This is a genomic window from Bradyrhizobium sp. STM 3557 (assembly GCF_045571465.1).
In the GTDB taxonomy this organism is placed as follows: Bacteria; Pseudomonadota; Alphaproteobacteria; order Rhizobiales; family Xanthobacteraceae; genus Bradyrhizobium.
In genome coordinates this window covers 1683229-1706090 of sequence record NZ_CP120697.1, presented here as the reverse complement: position 1 = coordinate 1706090, position 22862 = coordinate 1683229, and the positions used below count along the sequence as shown (strand labels likewise).

Genomic DNA, 22862 nt, shown 5'->3' with positions numbered 1-22862 from the left:
GATCGGCTTTCAAAGCGAAATAGAGCGTCATCTTTCCTCGAGAATTGCGAGGGCCACCAGATGCAGCATCAAGATCGGGATGATCTTCAGGAGGGGTCCAAGCGGCTCGATCCAGAGATCAGGATGCAGCAGAGTGCCTGCAATGGCGTAGAAGACTGACAGCCCAAGCGCGGCGTATAGCCCGGGGCGCGTGAGAGGTCGCCAGGCGATACATAGGCCAATGATGCTGTCGGCGAGTGCTCCGGCGATAACGGCTGGGCCCGATAAGACCCCGGCGCCCGTACTGCGCATGAGATCGACACCAGCCGCATAGCCGAGCGTGAGCGAGATTACCCCGGTTACGAGCCAGAACGCGGCCAGAACGGGAAAGATGATTGCCTTGAGGAGATATAATCGCGCGAACCACTTCTCTTGAACAGTCGCTGGTTCGCGCGCCAGGGCCTCGTCGAGGGACAAAGGACGAATGCCCGTGATCGATATCCATGGTTCCGGATCGCCGATGGCGCCCCGGGCAATCTCTCGAGCAGCATTGCTCCGTACTGGAGGGCGCCAGCCTAGCAACCCCGCCATGTCGCCGATTGCGTACAGACATTTGGCGACTGTCGACGGAATGACGAAGCTCCGCGGCAGGTCCCAACCGTACCACACTCGATATTTCGCAATGATTTCTCCCATCGTGAGCCGCTCCGGACCGACAATCTCGAGTGCGAGATGCGAGGGCGACTCCCGGCCGAGAAAGAACAAGATGGTAGCCACCAGATCGGAGAGTTGAACAATCTGGAGCGGCTGCGTGCCGGGCATCAAGGGTAGTAGCGGCAGGCTGGCGAGCCCGCGAATGAGGGCGCTGGCACCATAGGCCGGACGACCCAGGACGACCGAGGGTCTCAGAATCACCCAATCCAAGTCTTTCGTGATCAGCTGCTGGTCGCCAAGGTACTTTGTGGCAGAGAAAGATGACGGTTGGGCCCGGTCGACCCCGATGGCGGATAGATGGATGATGCGGCGGACGCCTCCACGTTCGCAAGCTTCGAACAATGCTCCCGCGCCGGACGAGTGCACGCCGTGTGTATTCTCCCGCGCATTGTCCTGCAGCACCCCGGCGCAATTGATCACCGCATCAATATCTTTCAGGTGGCATGACCAGTCTTCAGGTCGCCGGGCGCTCGCGACGTCCAATTTCAGCCATTGCGCGACCGGTCCCCCCGGTCGCGACTGCCGTGCGACTCCGAGGATGACGTGGCCTTCCCGAGCCAAAGCAGCCGCGACTGCCGAGCCGATCAAGCCGGACGCACCGACGAGCAGGACCTTCATCTCCCTTCCAACCACCGGACCTGCCCTCTCACGAAACAAGGCGGTCGTGGCTGCTGTTCCAAAACCGAGACGGATTTGTTGATGTGTCGCGCTTCGAAGCCAATCCGGTAGCGCGAGCCGTTTCGGATGCGGTTGCATCAGGCACCCGCATCGCCTTCGATAACCACGCTGCCCCTGCGCTGCTCGGTTTCAGTGCGAGGCTTCTCATCCTTACGGCCGGTGTCCCCGCGCTCGATGAGAACCACCGCGATTCTCGCGAACGAGCCGAAATGGATTGCGGGAACAATGATCACCGCGAAACGTTCCCAGATTGCGGCGCACAACGCGACTAACGCCAGGACAAATTGCGAAGCTCAAGGCTCTGCAGATGCAAGACGTCTAGCTCAGCTTCCTGCCGACGCAACCTTCGGCGGCTTTGCTCGACCTGCTATTGATCAGAAGCGCCATTGTCGCGATGTGCCAGCAACTGAGTCTCCGGAGGGGCCATTCCATATGAAGCTGATCTGGCATGCGGACAATCTTCTGGAAGTCGACTGGGTGCGCGACATCTTGAGCGATGTGGTCGAGGAAGAGTGTACGGACCTCGATCTAACCTGCTACGATGACGATTGCATTCACGTCGTCAGCAGTAACTGGCAGCCACTTCCGGCATACGAAGACTATTTCCATGAATGCCGGGCGAGGTGCCGCCGCCTCGTCCTGCTGCATACCAGCGACGAGTGGTTTTCGGGCGGTTATGCGCTGTATCGCCATTTCGATGCCGTCATTCGGAATTTTGCAACAGGCCTGACGCAACACGAGGGCATATGGACGATACCGGAAGGCTATTCCAACGGCACGAGAACCGGTCAGGCCGTACGTCCCATCACGGAGCGTCCGTATGTTTGGTCCTTTACAGGGGAGATCAAAGCGTCTCGGGCCGACATGGCCGACGCTTTCGCAGGATTGCAGCCGAACTTCATGACCAGCACCGCGTCCATTTACGCGGGCGGCGGCAAAAAACTGAGCAAACCTGAATTCGACAGCGTCCTAGACAATACGATCTTCTCACCGTGCCCCATGGGCAATGCCATCCTCGAGACGTGGCGGCTCTATGAGAGCCTCGAGCTCGGATGCATACCAATTGTCGAGACCAGAGCCTCACTCGACTATTTCACCTATCTGTTTGGGCCACACCCGATCCCATCATTCAGGAGCTGGCGGGCGGCTCGCTGCTACGCCGAGCGTGCGCTTGCAGACAAGTCTTCCCTTCGCGAAAAGCAGTTGCAGGTCTTGAGCTGGTGGACAGACAAGAAACGTGATGTTCGAAACCAGGTCCGGCGCGCGGTGACTGGCCCCTCGCACCATACCGCTCTCCGAGCATTTGGCGCCCTTGCCCGCAACCGCTACCCTCTGCTCCATGAACCTCTGCGTCTTATGGAGCTGCTGCGCCACCAAAGCAGCAGCAGCTTGATGCGGCGTATGAAACGTCCCGGGGGCCCGCTCCGGCGCATCGCCCGCGAGAGCTTGCGCAGCCTCCGTACCTAGAGGTCAAATCTCACCCGCCCCGACTTGCAGCTTCTCCCGGCCATCCTTGTGCGCGCCACTGCTCCGCAGCGAACGCGCCAACGCATACAAGCATTCTGCGTAGAGCAGCGACCCCGCACCATACACGATCACATAACCGATAATGAAGGTGTCGATGGTCCAATGAAACAGCACCATCAATGTGCTGATCAGTACCATGCCAGCAAGCGTCAGACCTGAACGGCGAGCGAGCTCCTCGAACTTCCCGACGCCGATCAATACGATTTGGCATGTCGTCTGCACAAGCATGAACGCGAACATGGCACAGATCGCCATGCGCATCACCGGCGAGACGAGATCATTGTGGTTCAGAATGACGCCAAAGATCTTTTGGCCGAACAGAGCGATGGCGAGAACGCCGGACACCATCGGTAACAATCCGACCATGACGCCTTTGGCGGTCGCGCGGATCAATCCGGTGGCATCTTCATGATGCACGGCGCGGGTTTGTTGCGGCAGGACGGTCTCGGCACCGATAAGGTAGCTCAACACCGCGAAGCGCGTCACCTTGTAGAACATGTCGAATGCGACGATAGCCTCTGCATCACCGACTACCGCTAGCAGATAATATGGAAAGACGCCGATCACGAAGTCGGCCAACGAGAGTAGAACGGTTGCTCCTACTCCGCGGCTTTCGTTCCTGAGCAAGCGCAGGCCATTGAGCAGCGCCCCTCGTCGCCGTGCGAAGCCATAGAGCCGGGCGAGCCATATCAATGCCGCGATCGATACCATCCAAATCGCCAGGCTGATCGCGCTATAATGGACAAACGGAAGACCGAGGAGCATTGCCGCGGTCACCGTCAAGAGCGCCATGCGCCTGCCGACATCGATCGTCTCTGTCCATACAAATCCATCTCTGGCGTTGATCGCTACCCGAAGGGCCATGCGTGGCAGTGCGCAAACAGCGCCGGCAAAGATCAGCAGATAGGCGAGCCGATGCGGGGCCACCTGAACGACACCCGCGGCGAGCGCGAGTCCGAGAACTGCGACCGCAAGCACACCAATTCCGAGGTACAGCGTCACGATGGTCGTCACCAGGTCCTGGTCGTCGCGGCTTGCTCCATGTTGGCCGGTGTCAGCGAGATAGTGAGAGCGAAGTTTGAAGAATGTCAGCCCCGTAATCCCAAGGTCGCTCTGCACGACAAGCGCCGCCACTGCCAGCAGGCTCGCGATCACCGCATAGGAGTTCAAGCCGATCGTTCGGACCAACACGTACGCGAGAACGAAATTGGATATGGCCGTGAGTGCGGAGTTGAGTCCCTTCAGCGTGAAGAGAATGAGAGAGCTGTCAGAGACCCGACGCAACCGGGACCCGACCGTGTTGTTCGGTTGTTGCTTGAGAGCTCCAGGCGGCTTCAATCCTTGCTGAGACACAGCGCCTCCGCCTCGCGCGGTATGAGAGCTTCGTATCTGCCGGCCATTTGCGTCGTCCTGCCCGTCATCTCGTCCCCAGAGCCGGCACGGGGCTCCGGCCGGTCTCCTCCATCGCAGTGCCGCGGCTCCGCTCTGATGCGAAGGATGTCTTGCCGGGCCAGACCAGGAGGCCGGCGAGGAGCATCAAGATGGACGGATTGAGCAAATATCCACCTAGAAACAGGTAGGTATATCCGACGGCGAACCGTAACCCTTTCGGCCCCCTGCAGGCGGCCACATAGAGGAACCTGAAATAAGCCAGCGAACCGAACAGGCCATACTCATAAATGACCTTGCCCCAGGTCGGATCGAACGCGTTGAATGAAAACAGCCGAAACTGCTCCTGTACAGTACCTGGCCCTCGTCCAAGAAAAAACGTCAGATCGTTGGCAAACACGACCTTCTGGAGCACGCTGAACATGGAAAAAAACCGCGCCCATCCGCTCGACTGAACGTCCGAGAATTCGCTCAAGCGTCGCGTGAATGCGTCGAGCGAAAGGGTGTCACCGAGGCTGATCAGAACGAGGCAAAGCAGCGCTGCGAACAGAAAAAGTCGGATGTGCCCGTGATGCAGGAAGTAGAATGGCAGGAACAGCGCCAGCATGGTCAGTCCGGTACCTGAATAGCTGCACAGCAGGCCAGCAGAGAGCAAGATCAGACGGACCCCCGTGGCTCCGACCACCAGTTCCGCAACAAATGCAATGGCGAGAAACTGGCAGAAGAACGACGGCTCAAGGAAGACGACACCATTGCTCTTGAAGATCGGCGACGACCAGTAGAGGGGGATGAGCGAGTTATATCCAGCGACGGTCACGTTTTCCGGAAGATGCTTGTCCAGAAAAAATGCAACGTCGGCTCCAACGATAAATTGGCCGATGAACTGCAAGACTCCGATAACTGCGGTGACGCAGCCGACAGTCGACACAAGCTTCATCACGCGATGGCTGGAAATCTCCGAGGCACCGCGGAACGCCAGCGGCCCCTGCGCGACCACGAAAAACCCGAGCGACAACACGGAGATGTGGGGGCTCGGAGACAATGCCGTGCTTAAGGTGCCCAAGCAAACGACAAGTGCATACCAGACGAATGCCCTCGTATGGACCTCAAGCACGCCGCCGAGGAAGGCGGCAAGGGTCACTGCGGGAAAGACCAAGAGGTTCAACGGATATAAGCCGCCTGTGCCAGGCAGCGCGATCTTCTGGAGAAAGACAGCACATAGGAGCGTGAGAACGCAGACCGCGAAGCCCGATTGCGCGGTCGGGAGAGCAATGGCTCTTGCTACAGGAGCGTCGGCCATGAAGGTGCTTTCCTTGCGGCGTCTGCAAGCCTCACGCGAGAGGTCCTTGGCGGCGGAGGCGATAGTCGGCCGCCATTCCGTGAGCCGCAGCCCAGTCGTCCGGCTCGGGAGCCCGACGATCGTTGAGACGCTCGTCACCCACAGGGAGTTGTCGGCGCTCACGCGCCCGCCGTCGGCGCGCGCTCCATGCTTCAAGCATGACGCAAACGGCCGATCCACTGACCAGGCCGATCACGGCTCCCAGGGCGATGAAAAGCGGCTTGGGAGGAAACACCGGCTCTGTGGGAGCCGTGGCGGATTGGGCGACCTTGACGTTCGAGAGCTTTTCGCTGGCGTCCCAATCGGCGTTCATCTGGGCATCTGCGGCGTGGCCCGCATGGGCCTCCATGAGCTTGGAAGCCTGGTCGACCTGATCTTTGAGGCGGCTGAATTCCGCCGCGATCGAAGAGAGTTCGCCCAGCTTTCGCTCGACGTCGGCAACTGAATCGGTCTGCGCCTTTTCGAGCGATCGCAGGCCCACAATCTCTGAATTGAGGTTTACAAGCGATTGGGCAGTCTCCTGGAACACGCGTACCAGCAACAACGGCGACTCGTTCGCCGGGACCTTGTTGGACTCCGTCAACCCATCACTGCTGCCCGCGGGAAGGTTTTGCTTCGGTCCCGTTATTTCGCCGGGAAGGGAAATTCGACGGCGGAGCTGTGTCAACGTGTTCTGGAACGTCGCGGCCTGCGCTTCCTTCTCTGCGATCGAACCGCGCGTTTTCGCGAGAGCCGCCAGCGCATTGTCCCGCCTGGTGAGCGCCAGCTCGATTTCCTGACTCACTGAGTAGGTCGAATGCTTTCTTGCAAATTCGCTGAGCTCGGCAGACGCCTGCTTATACTCGTCGCGATAGCGCGCCGCCTGCCGGCGGAAAAAGGCGGGTGCTTCAGCATTGCCGCTGAGATCGGCTTGGCGCTGGAGAAAATCTCGCACCACAAGTCCAAGAAACTGCTCGGCGATCTTCGGATCTTCATGCCTGAACGTCAGGGCCAGGATTTGCGAATCCTTTTCGAGCGTGACTGCGAGCCGCTTCTTGACTTTCAACAGCGCGCGATCGGCGTCGGAATGCTCGTCATCCGGACTTTTGGATCGGATCGACGCCGCGATTCTCGAAATGGTCTCCAAAACTCGCGGAGACAGGAGTCTGGCGGGCAAGACATCCAACAGCCGCCATTGAACCGGCTCCTCCTGGTCGGGAAACAGTCGTTTCGGTCCGAATTCGTTGATCGCCTGTCGAAGCACGTCCTCGCTGTTGACGATATAGATCTGCGAGTTCAGCTGATACCGAAGCGTATCAGGAAACTGAGTCTGCTGCCGCTGCGCCCGGTCGAGGGTGGTCATCAGCAGGGCTTCCGACTGGAAGACCGGCGTAACCACCAGCGTGAACGCAATTGCGGCGGCGACCATGAATGTGAAGACAGTGAGGAAAGTGAGCCTTCTTGCCCACACAATCTTGGTGATGACGCTGAACGGCATGAACGTCTCGGGTTAGCAGGGTTCGGCAGGCACGCACTCGGCGTGTGGCAAGTGCGAAATCACGCCTTTGTTCCAAATTTATTCGCCACCGCGAGAACTTTTCGCCACTGCGAGAACTTTGTGATCCGGAATGCAGCACAAGCAAGTTCGCTCGCAAGTTGGAGATTGCCATGCTTCCCCGCACCTCGATCGCCGCTCTCGTGTATTTCTGTTTCAGCGTCTCCTGTTCCGCTGGCACTCCCGCTCTCGGCGCTTACGTCGGGAACAGTACGTCCGAATTGCGGCAATTCGAGCAATGGCTGGGGCGGCCGGTGGACCAGATTACGGCCCACACAGGACGCGCGAATTGGACGGACTGGATCGACAGTATCAGATGGTCGATCGATCTCTGGTCACCGCTCAACAAGCCGATCTGCTGGACCATTCCCCTGTTTGCGGATGGCGGCTCTCTGGCGGATGCCGCTAACGGCGCTTACGACGACTACTACACGCAGGCAGCCAGGATGCTGGCGCAAACGCGCCAGTCGGATGAGGCGATCTACGTGCGGACCGGAGAGGAACTCAACGGAAACTGGATGCCGTGGTCCGCAGCGGGGCACGAGCAGGATTTTGTCAGGGCATATCGACGCTTTGTCGAGGCTTTCCGCTCGGTATCGGGCCGCTTTCGCTTCGAATGGAACGTCAATGTCCGTGAGACGCGCATGAATCCGGCCGACGCCTATCCCGGCGATGATGACGTCGACGTTATCGGCATGGACTTCTACTACAACACCGAATGGAACCCGACCGATCCCGTCAAGGCGTGGGATGAAATGGTGAACAGCCCATACGGTCTGAAATGGCTCGAGGATTTTGCGTCGGCACACAAAAAGCCAACGGCTTATCCGGAATGGGGGATCAATTCCGACACAGCAGGTCCCTATATCGAAAAGGCCGCGCGATGGTTCTCAGAACACAATGTGCTCTACCAGAGCGTTTGGAATTCCAACGACGCCTTTCCCGGCAAGCTCAGCGATGGTCAATATCCTGACGCGGCGGCGGCCTATGTCCATTCTTTCGGAGCACCGGCCTCCGCCCCACGCTCGCCTAGCGGAGCGCCTCGTTAGACACGAGGATGCGAAAGCTCCTGGAAATGGAAACTCGCAACGCGCGATAGATGAAGCCTGTCGCCCAACTTTGATGCATGATGATGGCGGCGGGACCGGCGGCACATCCGGCGGGATCGCGCCGTGACATTGCCAGATACAATCCGCCGGACAGGCACGCGCCCGCGTAAGCTAGGCTTGGCAGAAAAAACAGCCACCCAAGACCAAGTCCCGACGCCAGACTGAGCACGTTCATTCCAAGCGCTGCCAAGGGCAGCAATTGCCTAACTTTTGGTGGATGGCGATGCTTGAGCATTGTCCTTGCGCGCCCGGCGCCGTGGTTGAAATACTGCCGGGCAAGCGCGCTGAGCGAGCTGCGTGGAAAATAACTGATCGCCAATTCCGCGCAGAGCCAGATTTTTGCACCTGACTTGCTCAGCCGGAGGTCGAGCTCTGCATCCTCATTATGCGTGAAGCTCTCATCATATCCACCGATGGCCAGAAACGTCCTGCGTACGAAAGCGGCATGATGACCATGCTCTACATATCGCGAGCAATTTCCGGTTCGATGTAAAGCACCGCCATTACCTAAGCGGCTGTTCTGCGCAGCTGCTATCCCACGCTGCAAAAAGCTCTTTCCGTGAGTGCGCATGGGTACGACGACCGATGCAGCGTTCCGCTCTCTCAGCTCTCGCACCAGGCCTGCGACAAAGCCGGGCGGGTACTCAGCATGAGCGTCGGCACGGATGATAATTTCCGATTCCGGCTTGGCTAATCTCGCGCCACGATTGACGGCGGCCGATTGATAGCGCGCCGGGTTCATCTCAAGCCGGATTCGCGAATTGAGCTTGGACATCTCCTCGACGATCAATGCCGTGTGATCGGTACTGCCGCCGTCGAGCACGATCATCTCATAATCCAGATTTCCATCCTCCGGCACCAGCGATGTGATGGCAGACCGAATGCACTTCTCTTCATTCAATGTTGGAACAATTATCGTGACGGACGGTTCAGGGGTCATAGCATGATCCGAGTTGAACGACATTGCGAGCACGAGAGCTGCTCGTGCTTTGACGGGGGCGCCACGGGGCACAATGCTGATCAGCAACCCAGGTTCCAAGAGATGAACGGTTCGGCGGTTGATGTCGTCCAGCAACGGCTCGGCCTGGGCTGTGCGCGCCTGGCGTCCGTCTTGGGCCGTGACCAGGCGGACGCGTTCCGACTGATTCATGCCGCGTATGAGAGGGGCATTCGCTTCTTCGATACGGCGAACATCTATGGCCAAGGCGACAGCGAACGTCTTCTGGGTGCCGCGCTCGACGGCCGGCGCAAGCAGGCCACCATTGTAACAAAGGCGGGACAATATTTCCCCGCTTGGATGAACGTAGCGAGGCCGTTCAAAAGCATCTTGGCGCCTCTGATCCGCCGAAGCGGCGTCGGGAGCCACGCGGTTTCGAGGATGCGCGCTGCTCCATTGCCGCGGAATTTCTCCGATTCCTTTCTCCGCGCTTCCATCGACGCCAGCCTGCGCCGACTGAACACCGACTATCTGGACATTGTTCTCCTGCATAGTCCACCCGCTGACATCATCAGAACGGGCGAGGCGTTACATCATCTGACGAATATCCGTGAGGCGGGCAAGGCGATCAAAATCGGCATTTCCTGTGAAGACGTCCAATCCGCATTGGTTGCGCTCGATGATCCCCGGGTCGAAGTCATCGAGCTCCCATTATGGCCGGTGACGGCGGCGACGAATCTGTTTTTAGACCGCGCCAGACGTCAGGCCGTGTTTGTTGTTGGCCGAGGATTGATGAGCGCAACATTGGCAACCGATCGTAACGACCGATGGTCGACCGCCCGCGCGGCGCTGGTTGCCTCGCTGCCGCGAGACGAAATCAATCGCGTGCTCATCGGCACCACACGGCTTGACCACCTGAATCAGGTGTTGGATGCGGTCCAGAGACAGGAAACCCGGTGTTTATAGACGGACGTCAGATACCCAGCGGATCGCGTCTCAAGGCGGACGTCTGCATTATCGGCGGCGGACCTGCGGGTATCGTGATCGCGCGCGAATTGCTGGGAACGTCACTCTCCGTGATGCTTGTCGAAAGCGGAGGATGGCGGCCTAACAAGCTGACGCAAAGTCTGAATGCAGCTGAACTTGCATCCGACAGTCGGCATCCGCCACCCGAGATGTATCGCGAGCGGCGCTTCGGCGGTTCTTCGACAATCTGGGGTGGCCGCTGCGTTCCACTGGCACGACATGATTTCGCGCCTCGAGCTCACGTGCGCAACAGCGGATGGCCAATCTCATACGATGATCTAGTCCCCTATTATTCTAAAGCGTTGACGTACTGCGAGGCAGGCGAGTTTGCATTTGAGCCCGACTGCCTGAATGCGTCCGGACCGCTGGTCGACGGGCTGGCAAGTGACGAGATCACGGTTGGCCTGGAGCGCTTCAGTCCGCCGACCGATTTTGGAAGGCGCTTCAGGTCGGAGTTGATCGGTTCGTCCGCGCACCGGATCTTGCTGGAATCGACCTGCATCCGTTTGCTCAGCAACGATTCGGGGCGCGCGGTGGAAGCCGTCGAATGCTCGACCGTCGGTGGCAATAATTTTCGGATTTGTTCGAAGTATGTGATCGTGGCGGCCGGCGGGTTGGAGTCCGCGCGTCTGCTGGCCGCATCGAACGATGTGGCTCCAGCCGGCTTGGCCAACTCCAGCGGAGCACTTGGCCGGTACTACATGTCCCACCTTGAAGGCACCGTGGGACGGCTGCAGGTCGCCGACGGGCGACGGGTGGCATGGAACTTTTCGAAGACGGCGGATGGAGTCTATGCCAAGCATCATCTCCGGCTGTCCGATGACGTGCAGCAGCGCCACCAGCTACGAAACATGATCTTCCGCCTTCACCATGCAAATCCGATGGACCCGCAGCATGGCGATCCGGTGTTGTCGCTGATGTACATCGCAAAGCGATTCATTCTTCCCGAGTATCGCCGAAAGATTACCACCGTCGAATTGGAGTCGTTGGAGCGATTGCCGAAAGGCCGCGCGCTCACGGCTCGTCACGTCGCAAATGTCGCGAGAAATCCGTGGCCGCTGCTCAAATTCTTGAGCACCTGGGTTTACAGGCGTCACGCCCTCTACCGCCGCATCCCTTACGTGGCGCTCTATTCGAAGACTGGCACCTACCCGCTCGACTACAATGCCGAGCAGACGCCCCTCTACGAAAGCCGTGTCTCGCTCACTCATGATAAGGATCGTTTCGGAGTTCCCAAGCTTCACATCGATTGGCGCGTTTGTCCCGAAGACGTGACCTCGATCGCGGCAAGCTACCGGCAGATGCAACGCATCTTCGCGAAGACACGCGCCGCGACCATCGTCTACGACGACAATATCTTGGATGAGAGCGCCAGACGGGCCGTCGCGGTCGGAGGGCATCATATCGGCACAGCTCGGATGAGCGATGACCCGAAACGCGGGGTCGTGAACCCGCAATGCCGAACGCATGACGTCGAAAACCTCTACATAGCCGGAAGCGCGGTGTTCCCAACCAGCGGCTCGGCCAACCCGACGCTGACGATCGTTGCATTGGCGATTCGCATCGCCGATCACCTCAAGGCTGAAATGGGGAGCTCTACGTGACGATTTCTGTGCTCTGGCTCGGGCGAACGATTCCGCTTCCGCTCAACGCGGGCGATCGCATCTATTCTGCCCAGCTCGCTGGCGCGGTCGCGCGCCAAGGAGCGCGAGTCGTTTTCCTCGGCCTGCAAAACCCAGATGAACAAACCGGCAGCCTCGTGGAACTCGAGCCTCAGGTGTGCTGGAAGCTCGTCCCTGGGACCCCGAACCCGAGACCGCTCTCTCTCCTAAGCAGCCTGCCGATGGTTGGAGCGCGGTTTGCGACCAGAAACTACAAGAAGGCAGTCGCGCGGGAACTTGCTACGAACGACTATGACGCGGTGGTCCTGGATCAATATGGAATGAGCTGGGCAACCGCTTACGTCCAGAAACTGGCACGGCGTCGCCCGATCCTGGTCCATGTCTCTCATGACTACGAGACCAGGGTCACGGCCCAAATCGCCCGCAACTACAGCGGCGATTTTCTCCGCAAGATTCTGCTGAAGGAGAATGCGAGGAAGACCCGGCTTGCCGAAGAACGCCTTGCACGTACCAGCAACCTGCTCGTGACCCTGACGGAGGAGGACCGAGCTGCATTCAATAACATCAATCCTTCGCTGGACTGTATCGTCTTGCCGCCGGGATATGCAGGCAAAAAGCAGAGTTCCCGCACCTTGGACAACACAGTTCCAAGACGTGCGATCATTGTCGGCTCGTTCAGCTGGATCGCCAAACAGTTGAATCTCGAGCGCCTGCTGGAAGCTGCCGACAGAATCCTCTTACAAAACCAAATCGAGCTTCATGTCGTCGGCGTCGTTCCGGAGCCGCTGCTGTCGCGGCTGCGGCTACGATTTCCCTGGGTCGCCTTTCGAGGCTTTGTCGACGATCTCGGTGAGGAGTTCCGGAAGGCGCGGATCGCTTTGGTTCCAGAGGAGATAGGCGGCGGATTCAAGCTCAAGATATTGGATTACATCTTCTCTCGCGTGCCCGTCGCAGCCGTTGAAACAGCTCTCAGCGGAATTCCCGCGAAGCTGACGAGCCAATTCATCGTTGAGCACGGCATCAATCAACTTCTGACAACTGTTGCCTCGATGATCGACGACGTCGACGCCCTCAGCGCGATGCAGGACCACGCATTCGAGGTCGCCGAGGGTTTGTTCAACTGGGACGTCAATGGGAGTCGCTTGGTCGAGGAGCTCGCACGCGTTCGCGCCCAGCGGCCAGTAGAACAGCCCCTACCTGTCGTGGCTGCGCCTAAGCCGGCAATCGCCATGCCGCCAAGTGCGGACTGATCAATTGTGTCTCTCGCGCGCGTGCGATCAGGTGCATGTGTCCAGCACATGAATTCGCTCGATGTGCATAACGACAGAGCATGCGCTTGCAAGAATCCGGCGACCAGATGGCGCATTTTCGGTGATTTCTGGACCCGGGAAAAAGTAGCAAAAAAAGCGCGGAGAATAGGAACGTTGCCGGTCCCCGCGCTTTTTTGTTCGCATCGCAACATACCCTTGTGCGTCGGAGTGCCCACACATGAATGGAATGGCAGACGCGAATAGCGCCAACGGAGATGCGCTATTTGTTTTCGTGACCCCTGTCCGTCCGATCGGCCTCACTTCCAAACGAGCGATGGACATCGTTGTGGCCCTGTGCGGCATTTTAGTGCTCGCGCCCTTTTTTGTTTTTTGTTGCTTGGCAATTGCCTGCTTCTCTCCGGGACCGGTGTTTTTTCGTCACAGGCGTGTCGGATTCAATGGCAAACAATTCGACTGCCTGAAATTTCGCACGATGGCGGTCGACGCGTCAGAACGCTTGCGCCTGCATCTCGAATCCGACCCGGCCGCCGCAGCAGAGTGGATCGCGACGAGAAAGCTGCGCAAGGATCCCCGCGTGACCCTGATCGGGGCCTTGTTGCGGAAATCCAGTCTGGATGAACTGCCGCAGCTGTTCAACGTCCTCAAGGGCGATATGAGCATCGTAGGACCGCGCCCGGTCACGGAAGAAGAACTGAGCCGATATTCCGACGCCATCAACGCCTACTATGCGTGTCGTCCAGGCATCACCGGGCTTTGGCAGGTCAGCGGCCGCAGCACTACCACCTTCCAACGGCGTGTCGTGCTCGACAGCTACTATGCGCACCACTGGTCACTCCTTCTCGATGCCAAGATCATTATGGCAACGATTCCAGCGGTCTGTTTCTCGAATACGGCCTATTGAAGTGGTAGTCGATAACGGGGCAAAGCCGACATGCTGGCCTCGGTGCGGCGCGTGCCTCGTCCGACGCCGGGTCGGTCGCTCCTGTGATCCAATGCCGTAAGGCCCGTAAAATCGCCGATCTCGCGCTGAGCCATCGCGAATCGATCGACGATCATGCTATATTATCAACCTGACGTTGTTTGCGCCCCAGGACCGCTCGCTGCGGTTGGAATTTCGTGGATACTGCTGCACCGCCATTTTCAAGTCGAGGCAAGCCATCCTAATGTCCGATTGCTTCCAGGACTGTCCGGCGGGGATCCCGCAGGCAAGAAACATCACCAGGTCTTTTCCCGACAAATGCTTACCTTTAGAGCAGATCAGAATTTGGGCCCCGATCTTTTCCCCGTCCAAAACAAAAATGCATGCCGCCGCTTGGGGGCATCAACATGATGCATTTCGCCATTGGGCTCGCAGCACTGGGAACTGCAGCTGGATTGGCATTCCGATGGAAAGTGCTTCTGCCGATCATCGTCCTCGTGCCCTTCGCCGCGATCATCTTCTCGATATCCCGTGGCGCAAACCTCCAGGCTACGGCGATCACGATCCTCGTTGCGGAAGCGCTTCTCCAGGGCGGCTATTTGGTGGGTTTGCTCATACGCGTTGTTGCAAGCGCTGTCAGACGGTCCGTCGGCGCCGCGAGTGTTTTCAGGAGCCGTCCTGTTGCCAACACATACGACCAAGATCGGCCTCTGGCTCGTCCTGGGGAGGCCGAGAAAGGGCGATAGTTTTCCTGTCGCCCCTGACCGTAGCTGAGCACCCCAAGGACCGGCTATTTCCAGGCGTAAAGCTTGAACTCTGGCAAATCACTCACCCCTGGTTTCCTCAGCACCCAGAGATTGTAGGCTGCGAGGTCTCTCAAGCCCACGGCATGCATGATGCTGTCGTATGCATATGAGACCAGGTAGAATGGAACAAAGAATTCGAGATAGGAGCTGCTGTTGTAGCCCGGCAGATGGTAAACGATCTTGAAGCCCGAGGCCTGCACCATCTTGCGGAAGGCGGAAAAGTTGGTTCTGTCATAATGCGCAGAAAATCCAAGATGCTCGGCTGTCTCGCCCATCGAGGTGGCAAGCAACTTTTTTGAGGCCGATTTGGGCAGCAGCCTATTGGCAACAGCAAATGGCGCATACCGCCCCGGAAACTGGGCTATCATATACCCCCCGGGCCGCAACACCTCGAACGCATTTCTTAGAAACTTTTGATTGTTGCTGAAGTGCTCGATACCAGAGCTGACCATAACAAGATCGACAGTACCTGCCGGAATTGGAATTTTCTCGACGGCATCGCATTGAATCTTCTCATCCAGAAGTCCGTTGTCCGCCATTTCGGCGCCATCGATGTCCAGCCCGATGAGCTTGATGCTGTACCAGCTCTTGTAATGCTGAGGAAAATGCCATTGTTTTCCTGCCCCGACGTCGAGCACGACCTTCGTATCCGGATGGGATAACAAGATGGCCCCGATCTTATGATAGGCCGCGAAGACATTCGCCTCATGAAAATGGTCGGGCGTGATCGCTCGTGAGAGCCTTCGGTTGAGCGCGAAGAAAGATTGTAACAGTCCCACTGAGATCTCCGGACAAAATGCCTTGCATATCGTGGCAGACGCTGCACACCGGCTCGCGGCTTTTCGAGATCCAAACCGGCCGCTCGGGGGTACGCAAACGCAGCACCAAGGAGGGCTAACACGGGCTGTCGACCTTGATCATCACCGGAATCCGGCCTCACGCTAATCGCTTGACGTGACAGCGGGTGGTCAATGCAGAGCCGGGCTCGCTTTCGTGCGCGTGCCTGGGCGGTTCCCGTTCGATCAAGGGGGCCGTGCCGCTCATTCATAAGCCGATGATGGCCGGGTCCGGAGGGCGCTGCAAGGGGCTTTGATGACTACTCAGTCCGTGCGAGCACCGCAATCTCGTGATCACCGCGTCACCGGGCATTCGCTCGATGTGCTTTCGGCGCTTCGATACTGAATGACACCAAAGACAACGTCGCCGACGGATACCGAGCATGAGATGATCCTTGGCGAAGCGGATGCAAGTGCCGTGCCGAAGCTAGGGACTTTCGTCGGCTTCGTTGCCGTGCGGATCTCAGCAAATCGTATCGACGGGCTCGTTCGAACAAGGCGCAGCGAACCTCGTTCTTGATTCATGAAAACGATCTTGATCTCGGGAGCAGGGATTGCAGGACCCACGCTGGCCTTCTGGTTAAAAGCAGCCGGATTTGAGCCAACCCTGATCGAACGAGCGCCTGCCTTGCGCGCCGGCGGCTATGTCATCGATTTTTGGGGACTTGGATACGACATCGCCGAGCGCATGGGGCTGATCGGCGAGATCAATCGCATTGGCTACCATGTGCAGGAAATGCGCATCGTCGATGATGCCGGTCGGCGCCTCGCCGGCTTTGGAACCAAGGCCTTTTCCGAGTTGACGGGAGGGCGTTACGTCACGCTGCAGCGAAGCGATTTGTCGCGACTGGTGTTTCGAAGCATCGAGCGCCATACGGAGACCCTTTTCGGCGACGAGATCATCGCAATCGAGCAGCAGACGGGCGATGTGAGAGTCGAGCTGAAGCATACAGGTCATCGCCGGTTCGATTGTATTATCGGTGCCGATGGCCTGCATTCTGCTGTCCGCAACCTTGCGTTCGGTCCTCAATCGCGGTTCGAGACCGACCTCGGCTATCGCGTCGCCGCCTTCGAGGCCCAAGGATATCGCCCACGCGACGACGACGTGTATCTGATCTACGGCCAGCCCGGTCGCATGGTCGGACGCTTTACAATGCGTGACGATCGTACGCTGTTCCTGCTTGTATTTCTTGCCGCCGATGCTGACCTGCCGGCCACACAAGAAGCCCAAAAGGCGATGCTTTGCGACATCTATCGCAATGGTGGATGGGAGTGCTCCAAGATGCTCGCTGCGCTCGCACAGGCTGGCGAGCTCTATTTTGACAGCGTGAGCCAGATTCGAATGCCGGAGTGGTCTCGCGGTCGAATCGCGCTGGTCGGTGATGCCGCGTTCTGCGTATCGCTGCTGGCCGGACAGGGCTCGGCACTCGCGATGATCTCCGCCTACGTACTGGCTGGTGAACTCGCGGCTTCGCAGGGCCGGTACAAGCAAGCGTTCGGCCGATATGAGACGATATTGCGGAACTATATCGCGACCAAGCAGCGCGGCGCTATACGCTTTGCCGGCGCCTTTGCGCCAAAGACGCAGTTCGGAGTTCTCGTACGCAATCTCGTGGTTAGAACCTTTGCCATTCCTGGTCTGGCCAGGCTCGCGATTGGCGGAGACATAGCTGACAAGCTGCAGCTTCCCGCGTACGGCTGGCCCAACGCGATTGCTTGGGTCTCGCCCGATACAAAAGCTCGCGCTCAGGACCAGGCGCGGTAACATCAATCGACGTTCCGAATTTCTTACTCCGTTCACCCCTCGAGGGCATTAGCAAATTTCCCGCGTTCCGAACGCCGGCCTTTACCCGGAAGCAGGCATGCATGGAGATGCTGCCCGGAAAAATGGGAGAGGAGTTCTTAATTTTCAGAGCCAAGCACTACGATATATCCAATCTCGATTTGCAGGCCGTGAGGGGACCGCCGATCATCTGGACGGAGCGCATTCCGCTAAGCTTGCAGCATGAGCACGGTTACAGATCCTTCTCAGCGAGCTCACGAAAGTCATCGGGCACGGAACGAGAAATCCCAAGCGCCACCGAGCCATATCCAATGGCATCCCATCCGAAGCGATCGCGGATCTTATCGACGGCACGGTCGGCCGCCGATCGCGCCATCCCTATTTTGGTGCCGGGACGGCGGGGTTCATCTTGCAGTCCAAGCGGAAGCTCCAACGCCAGATCCCAGTGTTCCTCAAGATGAGACACGGAAATCGCCAGGAGCGAGATGGTCTTCTCATCAGGATGTTCTGCAAGGACAGCGCGCACTAGATCGCTAGCGACCTCAGCAAGGATTAGGGTCGCGGAAATCGGTGCATCGAGCGTTACCGAGCGAGTGACTGAGTTCAGATTGGCGAAGCGAACGCGGACCGCCACGGTTCGACCAGGCCTGGACTTTGCCCGGAGCCGCGCGGCGATTCGGTCCGCGAGGTGAAACAAAGTGGGCCGATAAACCCACTCTTCGGCCGGCTTCTTGCCAATTGCTGACTGCGCCCCTGCCGATCGAGCCCGCTGGTGAGACTTGATTTGTCTCGGATCCCGATTCCATGCCAACGCTGCGAGTTTCTCACGTGCGGCGGGACCGGGTAGCCGCTCGAGCGACCATCCCGGTGTTTTTGCGAGCTGTCCGATTGTCTGCACGCCAATCGCTGCCAAGCCCGCCTTCCTGACCGGACCCACCCCCCACATCAGTTCGACGGGCAGTTGGTGAAGGAATTCCAGTTCGGTGTCGGGATCCACAACTACAAGCCCGTCGGGCTTGGCCACCTGCGAGGCGATTTTCGCCAGATGCTTGGTGCGCGCAACACCTACTGAGATCGGAAGGCCAAGCTCGGTGCGCACGCGCCAGCGGATTGCCGTCGCAATCTCAGCCGGCATGCCGAACAGATGGGCGCAGCCGGCAACGTCGGCAAAGGCCTCGTCGATGGAAATCCGCTCGACGAGGGGCGTGAAATCGCTGATCAGTTTGATAGCGCCCAGCCGCTGATAGTCTTTGAAATGGCCATCGACAAAGGTGAGGTGTGGACACAGCTCTCGCGCCTGCCGTCCCGGCATGCCGCTACGAACTCCAAAGGCCTTGGCTTCGTAGGAAGCGGCAAGCACAACCCCGCCACCGACGGCGATTGGTTTGCCGCGTAACGCAGGGTCGAGCAGTTGCTCAACCGAAGCGTAAAAGGCATCCAGGTCAGCATGCAGGATGGTGGCTGTCGTTGCCATCCCGACCGTTCACCCGTGAGTTTGGCCGAGGTCTGCTTGGACAGTACCTCGATGGCATCGAACAAAATAGGAACATTCTGCAGCTTGGTCAACCTGGAATTTGAGCATGTCCGCCAATCCAAAGCCGCTCCAAGGACCTGACCCGCTGGATGCAGCCGCCGACCAAGTGATCGCAGGTTGCGACGGCGCCTCGCCAGCTAATTCCCAAACACCCGTTTGAGCTCGTCGATTTGTGTTGCTCGAGCCGTCGAACGAGAGGGCCACGAAGCACCATGACGAGCTTGGCCGTCTCCTCGAGCTCCTGGCCGCATGGACCGCCGATCTCAGATCCTTGCCGGCGACGACGGCCATGGTTGGCAAGGAGAACGGCCGCATGCCGCCCTCAAGCGCACGGATGAGATTGCCGGCCTTCGCGTGTCCCGGACGGAGGTAAGGGACCAGATGCACTTGGCCACGCGCATGACGACATACGCGTGACGCATGACGACATACGGCGTGATCGGAGGAATGCAGTCGTTCGGATCGGTCTCGGGAAGGCAAGACATCGCGGTTGCGAACGTGGAGTGGAGGCGAACCACGGCACCCGTTCCGGGTCGCGTTTCGTAGAACGCGCGGTGCAGAAATATCTCCTTCGAAGGCGGATCGCCGGACACGTGCCGGCCGTGACGATCGATCTTCGAGATGCCGCCGGGATCGAGAAAGCCGAGACAGGAATTCGTCGGGGTGACCGCGAGGCTATCCTCAACCGCGACGCTGATGTTTCCGGCCGAGCCGACCGAAAAGCCGCGCTCGAAAAGGGAGCGCGACAGCAGCGCGATGTCCTCGCGGAGCCTGGCCTCGCTCATGCTGCTGCCGCGAGCTTCCGCAACGCCTCGGCGAAGAAGTCCGGCGCGCCGAAATTCCCGGACTTCAGGGCCAGCGCCAGGGGCCGCGGCGTGGCCGCCAACAGGACCGGGACACCGGGATCAATCTCCGGTCCGATCGTCAGCGCATCGAGCTCGAGCGCTGACACGACGGCGCCGGAGGTTTCTCCGCCGGCCACCACCAGGCGGCGGATGCCGTTCTCCACCAGGCAGCGCGCGCTGGCGGCAAAGAGCTGTTCCAACGCCTTCGCAACGTGTCCCCGGCCATGACGTTGCTGAGCTCCGGCAACGTCCTCGGGTGAGCCTGAGGAATAGACCAGAGGCGCTGACCCTGATGGGCGCGGACGAAATCGACCACCTGCGCGGGCCCAGTGCGGCCCGCCAGCACTTCCTCGATGCAGACGTTCAAGGTCGGATGGGAAGCTGCGTGAATCTCGATCTGCTGCCGCGTTGCGCGCGAGCAGCTCCCGGCAAGGATCGCCTCCGGTCCGTCGACGCCTGCGAAGCCCGAGGCGCCGCCGGTCGCCAGACCGTCGTGAAGAAAATTGGCCGGCAGCCCCAGCGCGATGCCGGAACCTCCCGTCAACAGTCGCGCATCGCTGCTGGCCCGGCCGATCGTGATCAGGTCAGCATCGCTCAGCGCATCGACGATCGCGAGCGTCTCGCCCCGCTCGGCGGCTTGCTGAAGCGCGGCGCGCAAAGGACCGACGCCGGCCTGGACCGTGGGCCAGGTGACAAGCCCGACCGGCGCTGTGGATTGACGCCCGAGCCAGCGGCGGATGTCCGGGTCCGTCATCGGATTGAGCGGATGATTCTCGAGCCCCGATTCGCTCAGCAGCCGATCGTCGACGAACAGGTGGCCGCGATAGACGGTTCGGCCCATCGTCGGGAACGCAGGACAGGCGATCACGCCCTTGACGCCGAGCGCATCGGCCAGAGCTTCGGCGACCGGACCGATGTTTCCGTCCGGCGTCGAATCGAAGGTCGAGCAGTATTTGAAGACGAACTGCCGGCAACCTTGATCCCGCAGCCAGGACAAGGCCGCGAGCGACTGCGCCACCGCCTCGCTCGCCGGATTGGACCGGCTTTTGAGCGAGACTACCCCAGCCTCAACGTCGGACGGCGCCGGCCTGCCCGGCACGCCCAGGAACTGAGTGGTTCGCAAGCCACCTTGTCCGGGAATCCCCCTGGCCAGGGTATTGGCGATGTCGCTTGCGCCGGTGAAATCGTCTGCGATGACTCCAAGCAGCATGGGCGGGCTACGCGCTGGCGATCAGGCGCCGCATCTTCTTCACTGCAGCGTCCGGACTGGTGAAGACGGGCGTCGTGGTCACCGCACGGACCGCACTTGCCGCCCGCGAGGTCGAAAAATGGGCGAGCACGATCGCGTCAAACCCTTTCAGGGCTGCTGCGCTCTCGGCGACAAGACGATTGTGGGTCTCCTCATCGCCAGCGCGCAGCGCGGCGATAGCGCCTTCTGCAACGATTGTGGTCAGACGCGCGCCTTTGCCTAGACGCTTGGCTTCCTCAGCGAATTCGGCCTCCATGCCCTGTACGGCCGGGCCAAAGGTCGCGATCATCGCAATATTGCTTCCTTCGCCGATCGAGGCCTCGAACATCGCCTCGTTCGGCTTCAGCACAGGCACATCGACCACTTTCGCGGCTTGCTCGATCGCCGTGCCGAAAGCCGAGCAGGTGAACAGGATGCCATCCGCCCGGGTCTTTCGCGCATAGCGCGCAAGCTCGACGATACGTTCGGCGAGATCGGTTGTGAGCTCGGGCTCGCGCGCTCGGTCCGGCGAAAGACTTTCCTCCAGGATGTTGATCGCCTCGGCCGCTGGCCAGTTGGCACCGAAGGCCTGATGGATCGGCTCCATGGCGATCGGTGTGGCATGGATCAATGCGATACGCGGGCTCGATGACACGACGTTCTCCGTTTGATTTCGGGGTCTTTCGATCGGCGGTGAGGGAATGCGATCAACGGCGTTGGCGCTCGCCAATCCGTGCGCAGATTGCGGCGCTCACTTGCTCTGTCGTCGCCGTTCCGCCGACATCGCGGCTCCTCGTATCAGGCCGTTCAAGCGTCGCGTCGACCGCAGCGTCGATATCGTCGGCAGCTTGGCCGTATTTGACTGATCCGCTCTTCTCCCCGAACCAGCGTAGCAGCATGGCTGCCGACAGCACCAAACTGACCGGATTTGCAATTCCTTTGCCGGCGATATCGGGAGCGGATCCATGTCCGGCGTTGGCGGCTGCATGGGTTGCTCCGACGTTGAGAGCCGAAGCCAGCCCGACGCTCCCGGCCAACGCGTTCGCCAGATTGGAAAGGATATCGCCGTACATGTTGCTGGTCAGAATCACGTCAAAGCTCCCGGGGCGCGAATACAGCTCGGCGGCCATGGCATCGACATCCACCTCACGCAAAACGACGTCGGGATGCCGCGCCGCGACGGCCTCGGTTTCACGCCAGAACAGCCCGTCAGTGACCTGCAGGACGTGACGTTTGCCGACGAAGGTCACGTGACGCCGGCGCTTCTCGGCGATCTCGAACGCGCGTTCGGCAATGCGGCGCGACGCGCGCGCGGTGATCAGCCGCAACGACATGGCGACGTCAGGGGTCGGCATGAACTCGCCATAGCCCTGATGCAGGTTGCGGTCGGCATAGAAGCCTTCAGTGTTCTCCCGCACGATCACACAGTCCAGATGCGGCTGGGCCTTGAGGACCCCCGGGCGCGAGCGTGCCGGCCTGATGTTCGCAAACAAATCGAACGTCTTGCGGACCGTCCCCGGGACGTTCAGTCCACCGTCGGCGCGCGGCGGATAGGCGGTGATGCCCGCCGGGCCGAGCAGGATGCCGTCCGCATCGCGCGCCCGTTCCAGCACCGCATCCGGCAAGGTCGTGCGGTGCTTTCGGTAAGCCGCCATCCCGATCTCGCTCACCTCGAACGTCAAGCCGAGGCCGTAAGCCGCATCGGCCGCCCTCAGCACGGCCAGTGTCGCCTCAGTGATTTCCGGGCCGATATCGTCGCCGGGTAGCACGGCAATTCTCATGATTG

General features: G+C 59.7%; 18 protein-coding genes and 1 pseudogene. 7 read left to right on the top strand and 12 right to left on the bottom strand.

Features of this window, described 5'->3' with window-relative positions:
- Positions 1-27 precede the first annotated feature (27 nt).
- The gene (locus P6U24_RS07740) at positions 28-1311 is read right to left on the bottom strand and encodes an SDR family oxidoreductase (RefSeq protein ID WP_407158552.1); all 1284 of its coding nucleotides are present in this window, start codon (positions 1309-1311) and stop codon (positions 28-30) included.
- A 285-nt stretch (positions 1312-1596) separates the two neighbouring features.
- Between P6U24_RS07740 and P6U24_RS07735 the strand changes: the two genes are divergently transcribed.
- Positions 1597-2838, top strand: coding sequence for a hypothetical protein (locus P6U24_RS07735; protein WP_407158551.1), 1242 nt, complete (start codon positions 1597-1599; stop codon positions 2836-2838).
- A 3-nt stretch (positions 2839-2841) separates the two neighbouring features.
- Here the strand turns inward: P6U24_RS07735 and P6U24_RS07730 are convergent, their stop codons facing one another.
- The 3 genes from P6U24_RS07730 to P6U24_RS07720 all read right to left on the bottom strand — a co-directional run bounded on the left by P6U24_RS07730 (position 2842) and on the right by P6U24_RS07720 (position 7103).
- Positions 2842-4251 (bottom strand): hypothetical protein, encoded by a 1410-nt coding sequence (locus tag P6U24_RS07730; RefSeq protein ID WP_407158550.1) that lies wholly within the window; start codon positions 4249-4251, stop codon positions 2842-2844.
- 64 nt (positions 4252-4315) lie between these two features.
- Entirely contained in the window at positions 4316-5587 is a 1272-nt protein-coding gene (locus P6U24_RS07725; protein WP_407158549.1) for a hypothetical protein, read from the bottom strand.
- A 31-nt stretch (positions 5588-5618) separates the two neighbouring features.
- Positions 5619-7103 (bottom strand): GumC family protein, encoded by a 1485-nt coding sequence (locus tag P6U24_RS07720; protein WP_407158548.1) that lies wholly within the window; start codon positions 7101-7103, stop codon positions 5619-5621.
- A gap of 170 nt (positions 7104-7273) precedes the next feature.
- On the opposite strand from P6U24_RS07720, the gene P6U24_RS07715 reads away from it, so the two are divergent.
- Positions 7274-8209: a glycoside hydrolase family 26 protein gene (locus P6U24_RS07715; RefSeq protein ID WP_407158547.1), complete on the top strand. Its 936-nt coding sequence runs from the start codon at positions 7274-7276 to the stop codon at positions 8207-8209.
- On the opposite strand, the gene P6U24_RS07710 is transcribed toward P6U24_RS07715, so the two are convergent.
- Entirely contained in the window at positions 8190-9296 is a 1107-nt protein-coding gene (locus P6U24_RS07710) for a glycosyltransferase family 2 protein (protein ID WP_407158546.1), read from the bottom strand. The genes P6U24_RS07715 and P6U24_RS07710 overlap by 20 nt on opposite strands.
- Before the next feature lie 15 nt (positions 9297-9311).
- Here P6U24_RS07710 and P6U24_RS07705 point away from each other — a divergent pair, with 15 nt between their 5' ends.
- The 4 genes from P6U24_RS07705 (at position 9312) to P6U24_RS07690 (ending at position 14026) form a co-directional block, all read left to right on the top strand.
- Entirely contained in the window at positions 9312-10172 is an 861-nt protein-coding gene (locus tag P6U24_RS07705) for an aldo/keto reductase (protein ID WP_407158545.1), read from the top strand.
- Positions 10163-11836 carry a GMC oxidoreductase gene (locus tag P6U24_RS07700; RefSeq protein ID WP_407158544.1) on the top strand — a complete coding sequence of 558 codons (1674 nt, stop codon included), beginning with the start codon at positions 10163-10165 and terminating at the stop codon, positions 11834-11836. The genes P6U24_RS07705 and P6U24_RS07700 overlap by 10 nt, the downstream gene beginning before the upstream one ends.
- The gene (locus P6U24_RS07695) at positions 11833-13104 is read left to right on the top strand and encodes a glycosyltransferase (RefSeq protein ID WP_407158543.1); all 1272 of its coding nucleotides are present in this window, start codon (positions 11833-11835) and stop codon (positions 13102-13104) included. Before P6U24_RS07700 ends, P6U24_RS07695 begins: the two co-directional genes overlap by 4 nt.
- A 238-nt stretch (positions 13105-13342) precedes the next feature.
- Complete coding sequence (locus P6U24_RS07690; protein ID WP_407158542.1) at positions 13343-14026, top strand: sugar transferase; 684 nt, start codon at positions 13343-13345, stop codon at positions 14024-14026.
- An 808-nt stretch (positions 14027-14834) separates the two neighbouring features.
- Here P6U24_RS07690 and P6U24_RS07685 read toward each other — a convergent pair.
- A complete protein-coding gene (locus P6U24_RS07685; protein WP_407158541.1) occupies positions 14835-15629 on the bottom strand; it encodes a class I SAM-dependent methyltransferase in 795 nt (264 codons plus the stop codon).
- 580 nt (positions 15630-16209) lie between these two features.
- Between P6U24_RS07685 and P6U24_RS07680 the strand changes: the two genes are divergently transcribed.
- Positions 16210-17451: an FAD-binding domain gene (locus P6U24_RS07680; RefSeq protein WP_407158540.1), complete on the top strand. Its 1242-nt coding sequence runs from the start codon at positions 16210-16212 to the stop codon at positions 17449-17451.
- Positions 17452-17701: 250 nt separating this feature from the next.
- Here P6U24_RS07680 and dinB read toward each other — a convergent pair whose 3' ends face one another.
- The 6 genes and pseudogenes from dinB to P6U24_RS07650 all read right to left on the bottom strand — a co-directional run bounded on the left by dinB (position 17702) and on the right by P6U24_RS07650 (position 22857).
- A complete protein-coding gene (gene dinB / locus P6U24_RS07675; protein ID WP_407158539.1) occupies positions 17702-18943 on the bottom strand; it encodes a DNA polymerase IV in 1242 nt (413 codons plus the stop codon).
- A 323-nt stretch (positions 18944-19266) separates the two neighbouring features.
- The gene (locus tag P6U24_RS07670; RefSeq protein WP_407158538.1) at positions 19267-19788 is read right to left on the bottom strand and encodes a class II aldolase/adducin family protein; all 522 of its coding nucleotides are present in this window, start codon (positions 19786-19788) and stop codon (positions 19267-19269) included.
- On the bottom strand, positions 19785-20126 hold the full coding sequence (locus P6U24_RS07665; RefSeq protein WP_407160383.1) for a nucleotide-binding domain containing protein: 342 nt from the start codon (positions 20124-20126) through the stop codon (positions 19785-19787). The genes P6U24_RS07670 and P6U24_RS07665 overlap by 4 nt, the downstream gene beginning before the upstream one ends.
- A 62-nt stretch (positions 20127-20188) precedes the next feature.
- Positions 20189-21058, bottom strand: a pseudogene (gene otnK / locus P6U24_RS07660) (3-oxo-tetronate kinase); the annotation flags it as partial.
- 7 nt (positions 21059-21065) lie between these two features.
- A complete protein-coding gene (locus P6U24_RS07655; RefSeq protein ID WP_407158537.1) occupies positions 21066-21731 on the bottom strand; it encodes an aspartate/glutamate racemase family protein in 666 nt (221 codons plus the stop codon).
- Positions 21732-21783: 52 nt separating this feature from the next.
- On the bottom strand, positions 21784-22857 hold the full coding sequence (locus P6U24_RS07650; protein WP_407158536.1) for an isocitrate/isopropylmalate dehydrogenase family protein: 1074 nt from the start codon (positions 22855-22857) through the stop codon (positions 21784-21786).
- Between the last annotated feature and the right edge of the window lie 5 nt (positions 22858-22862).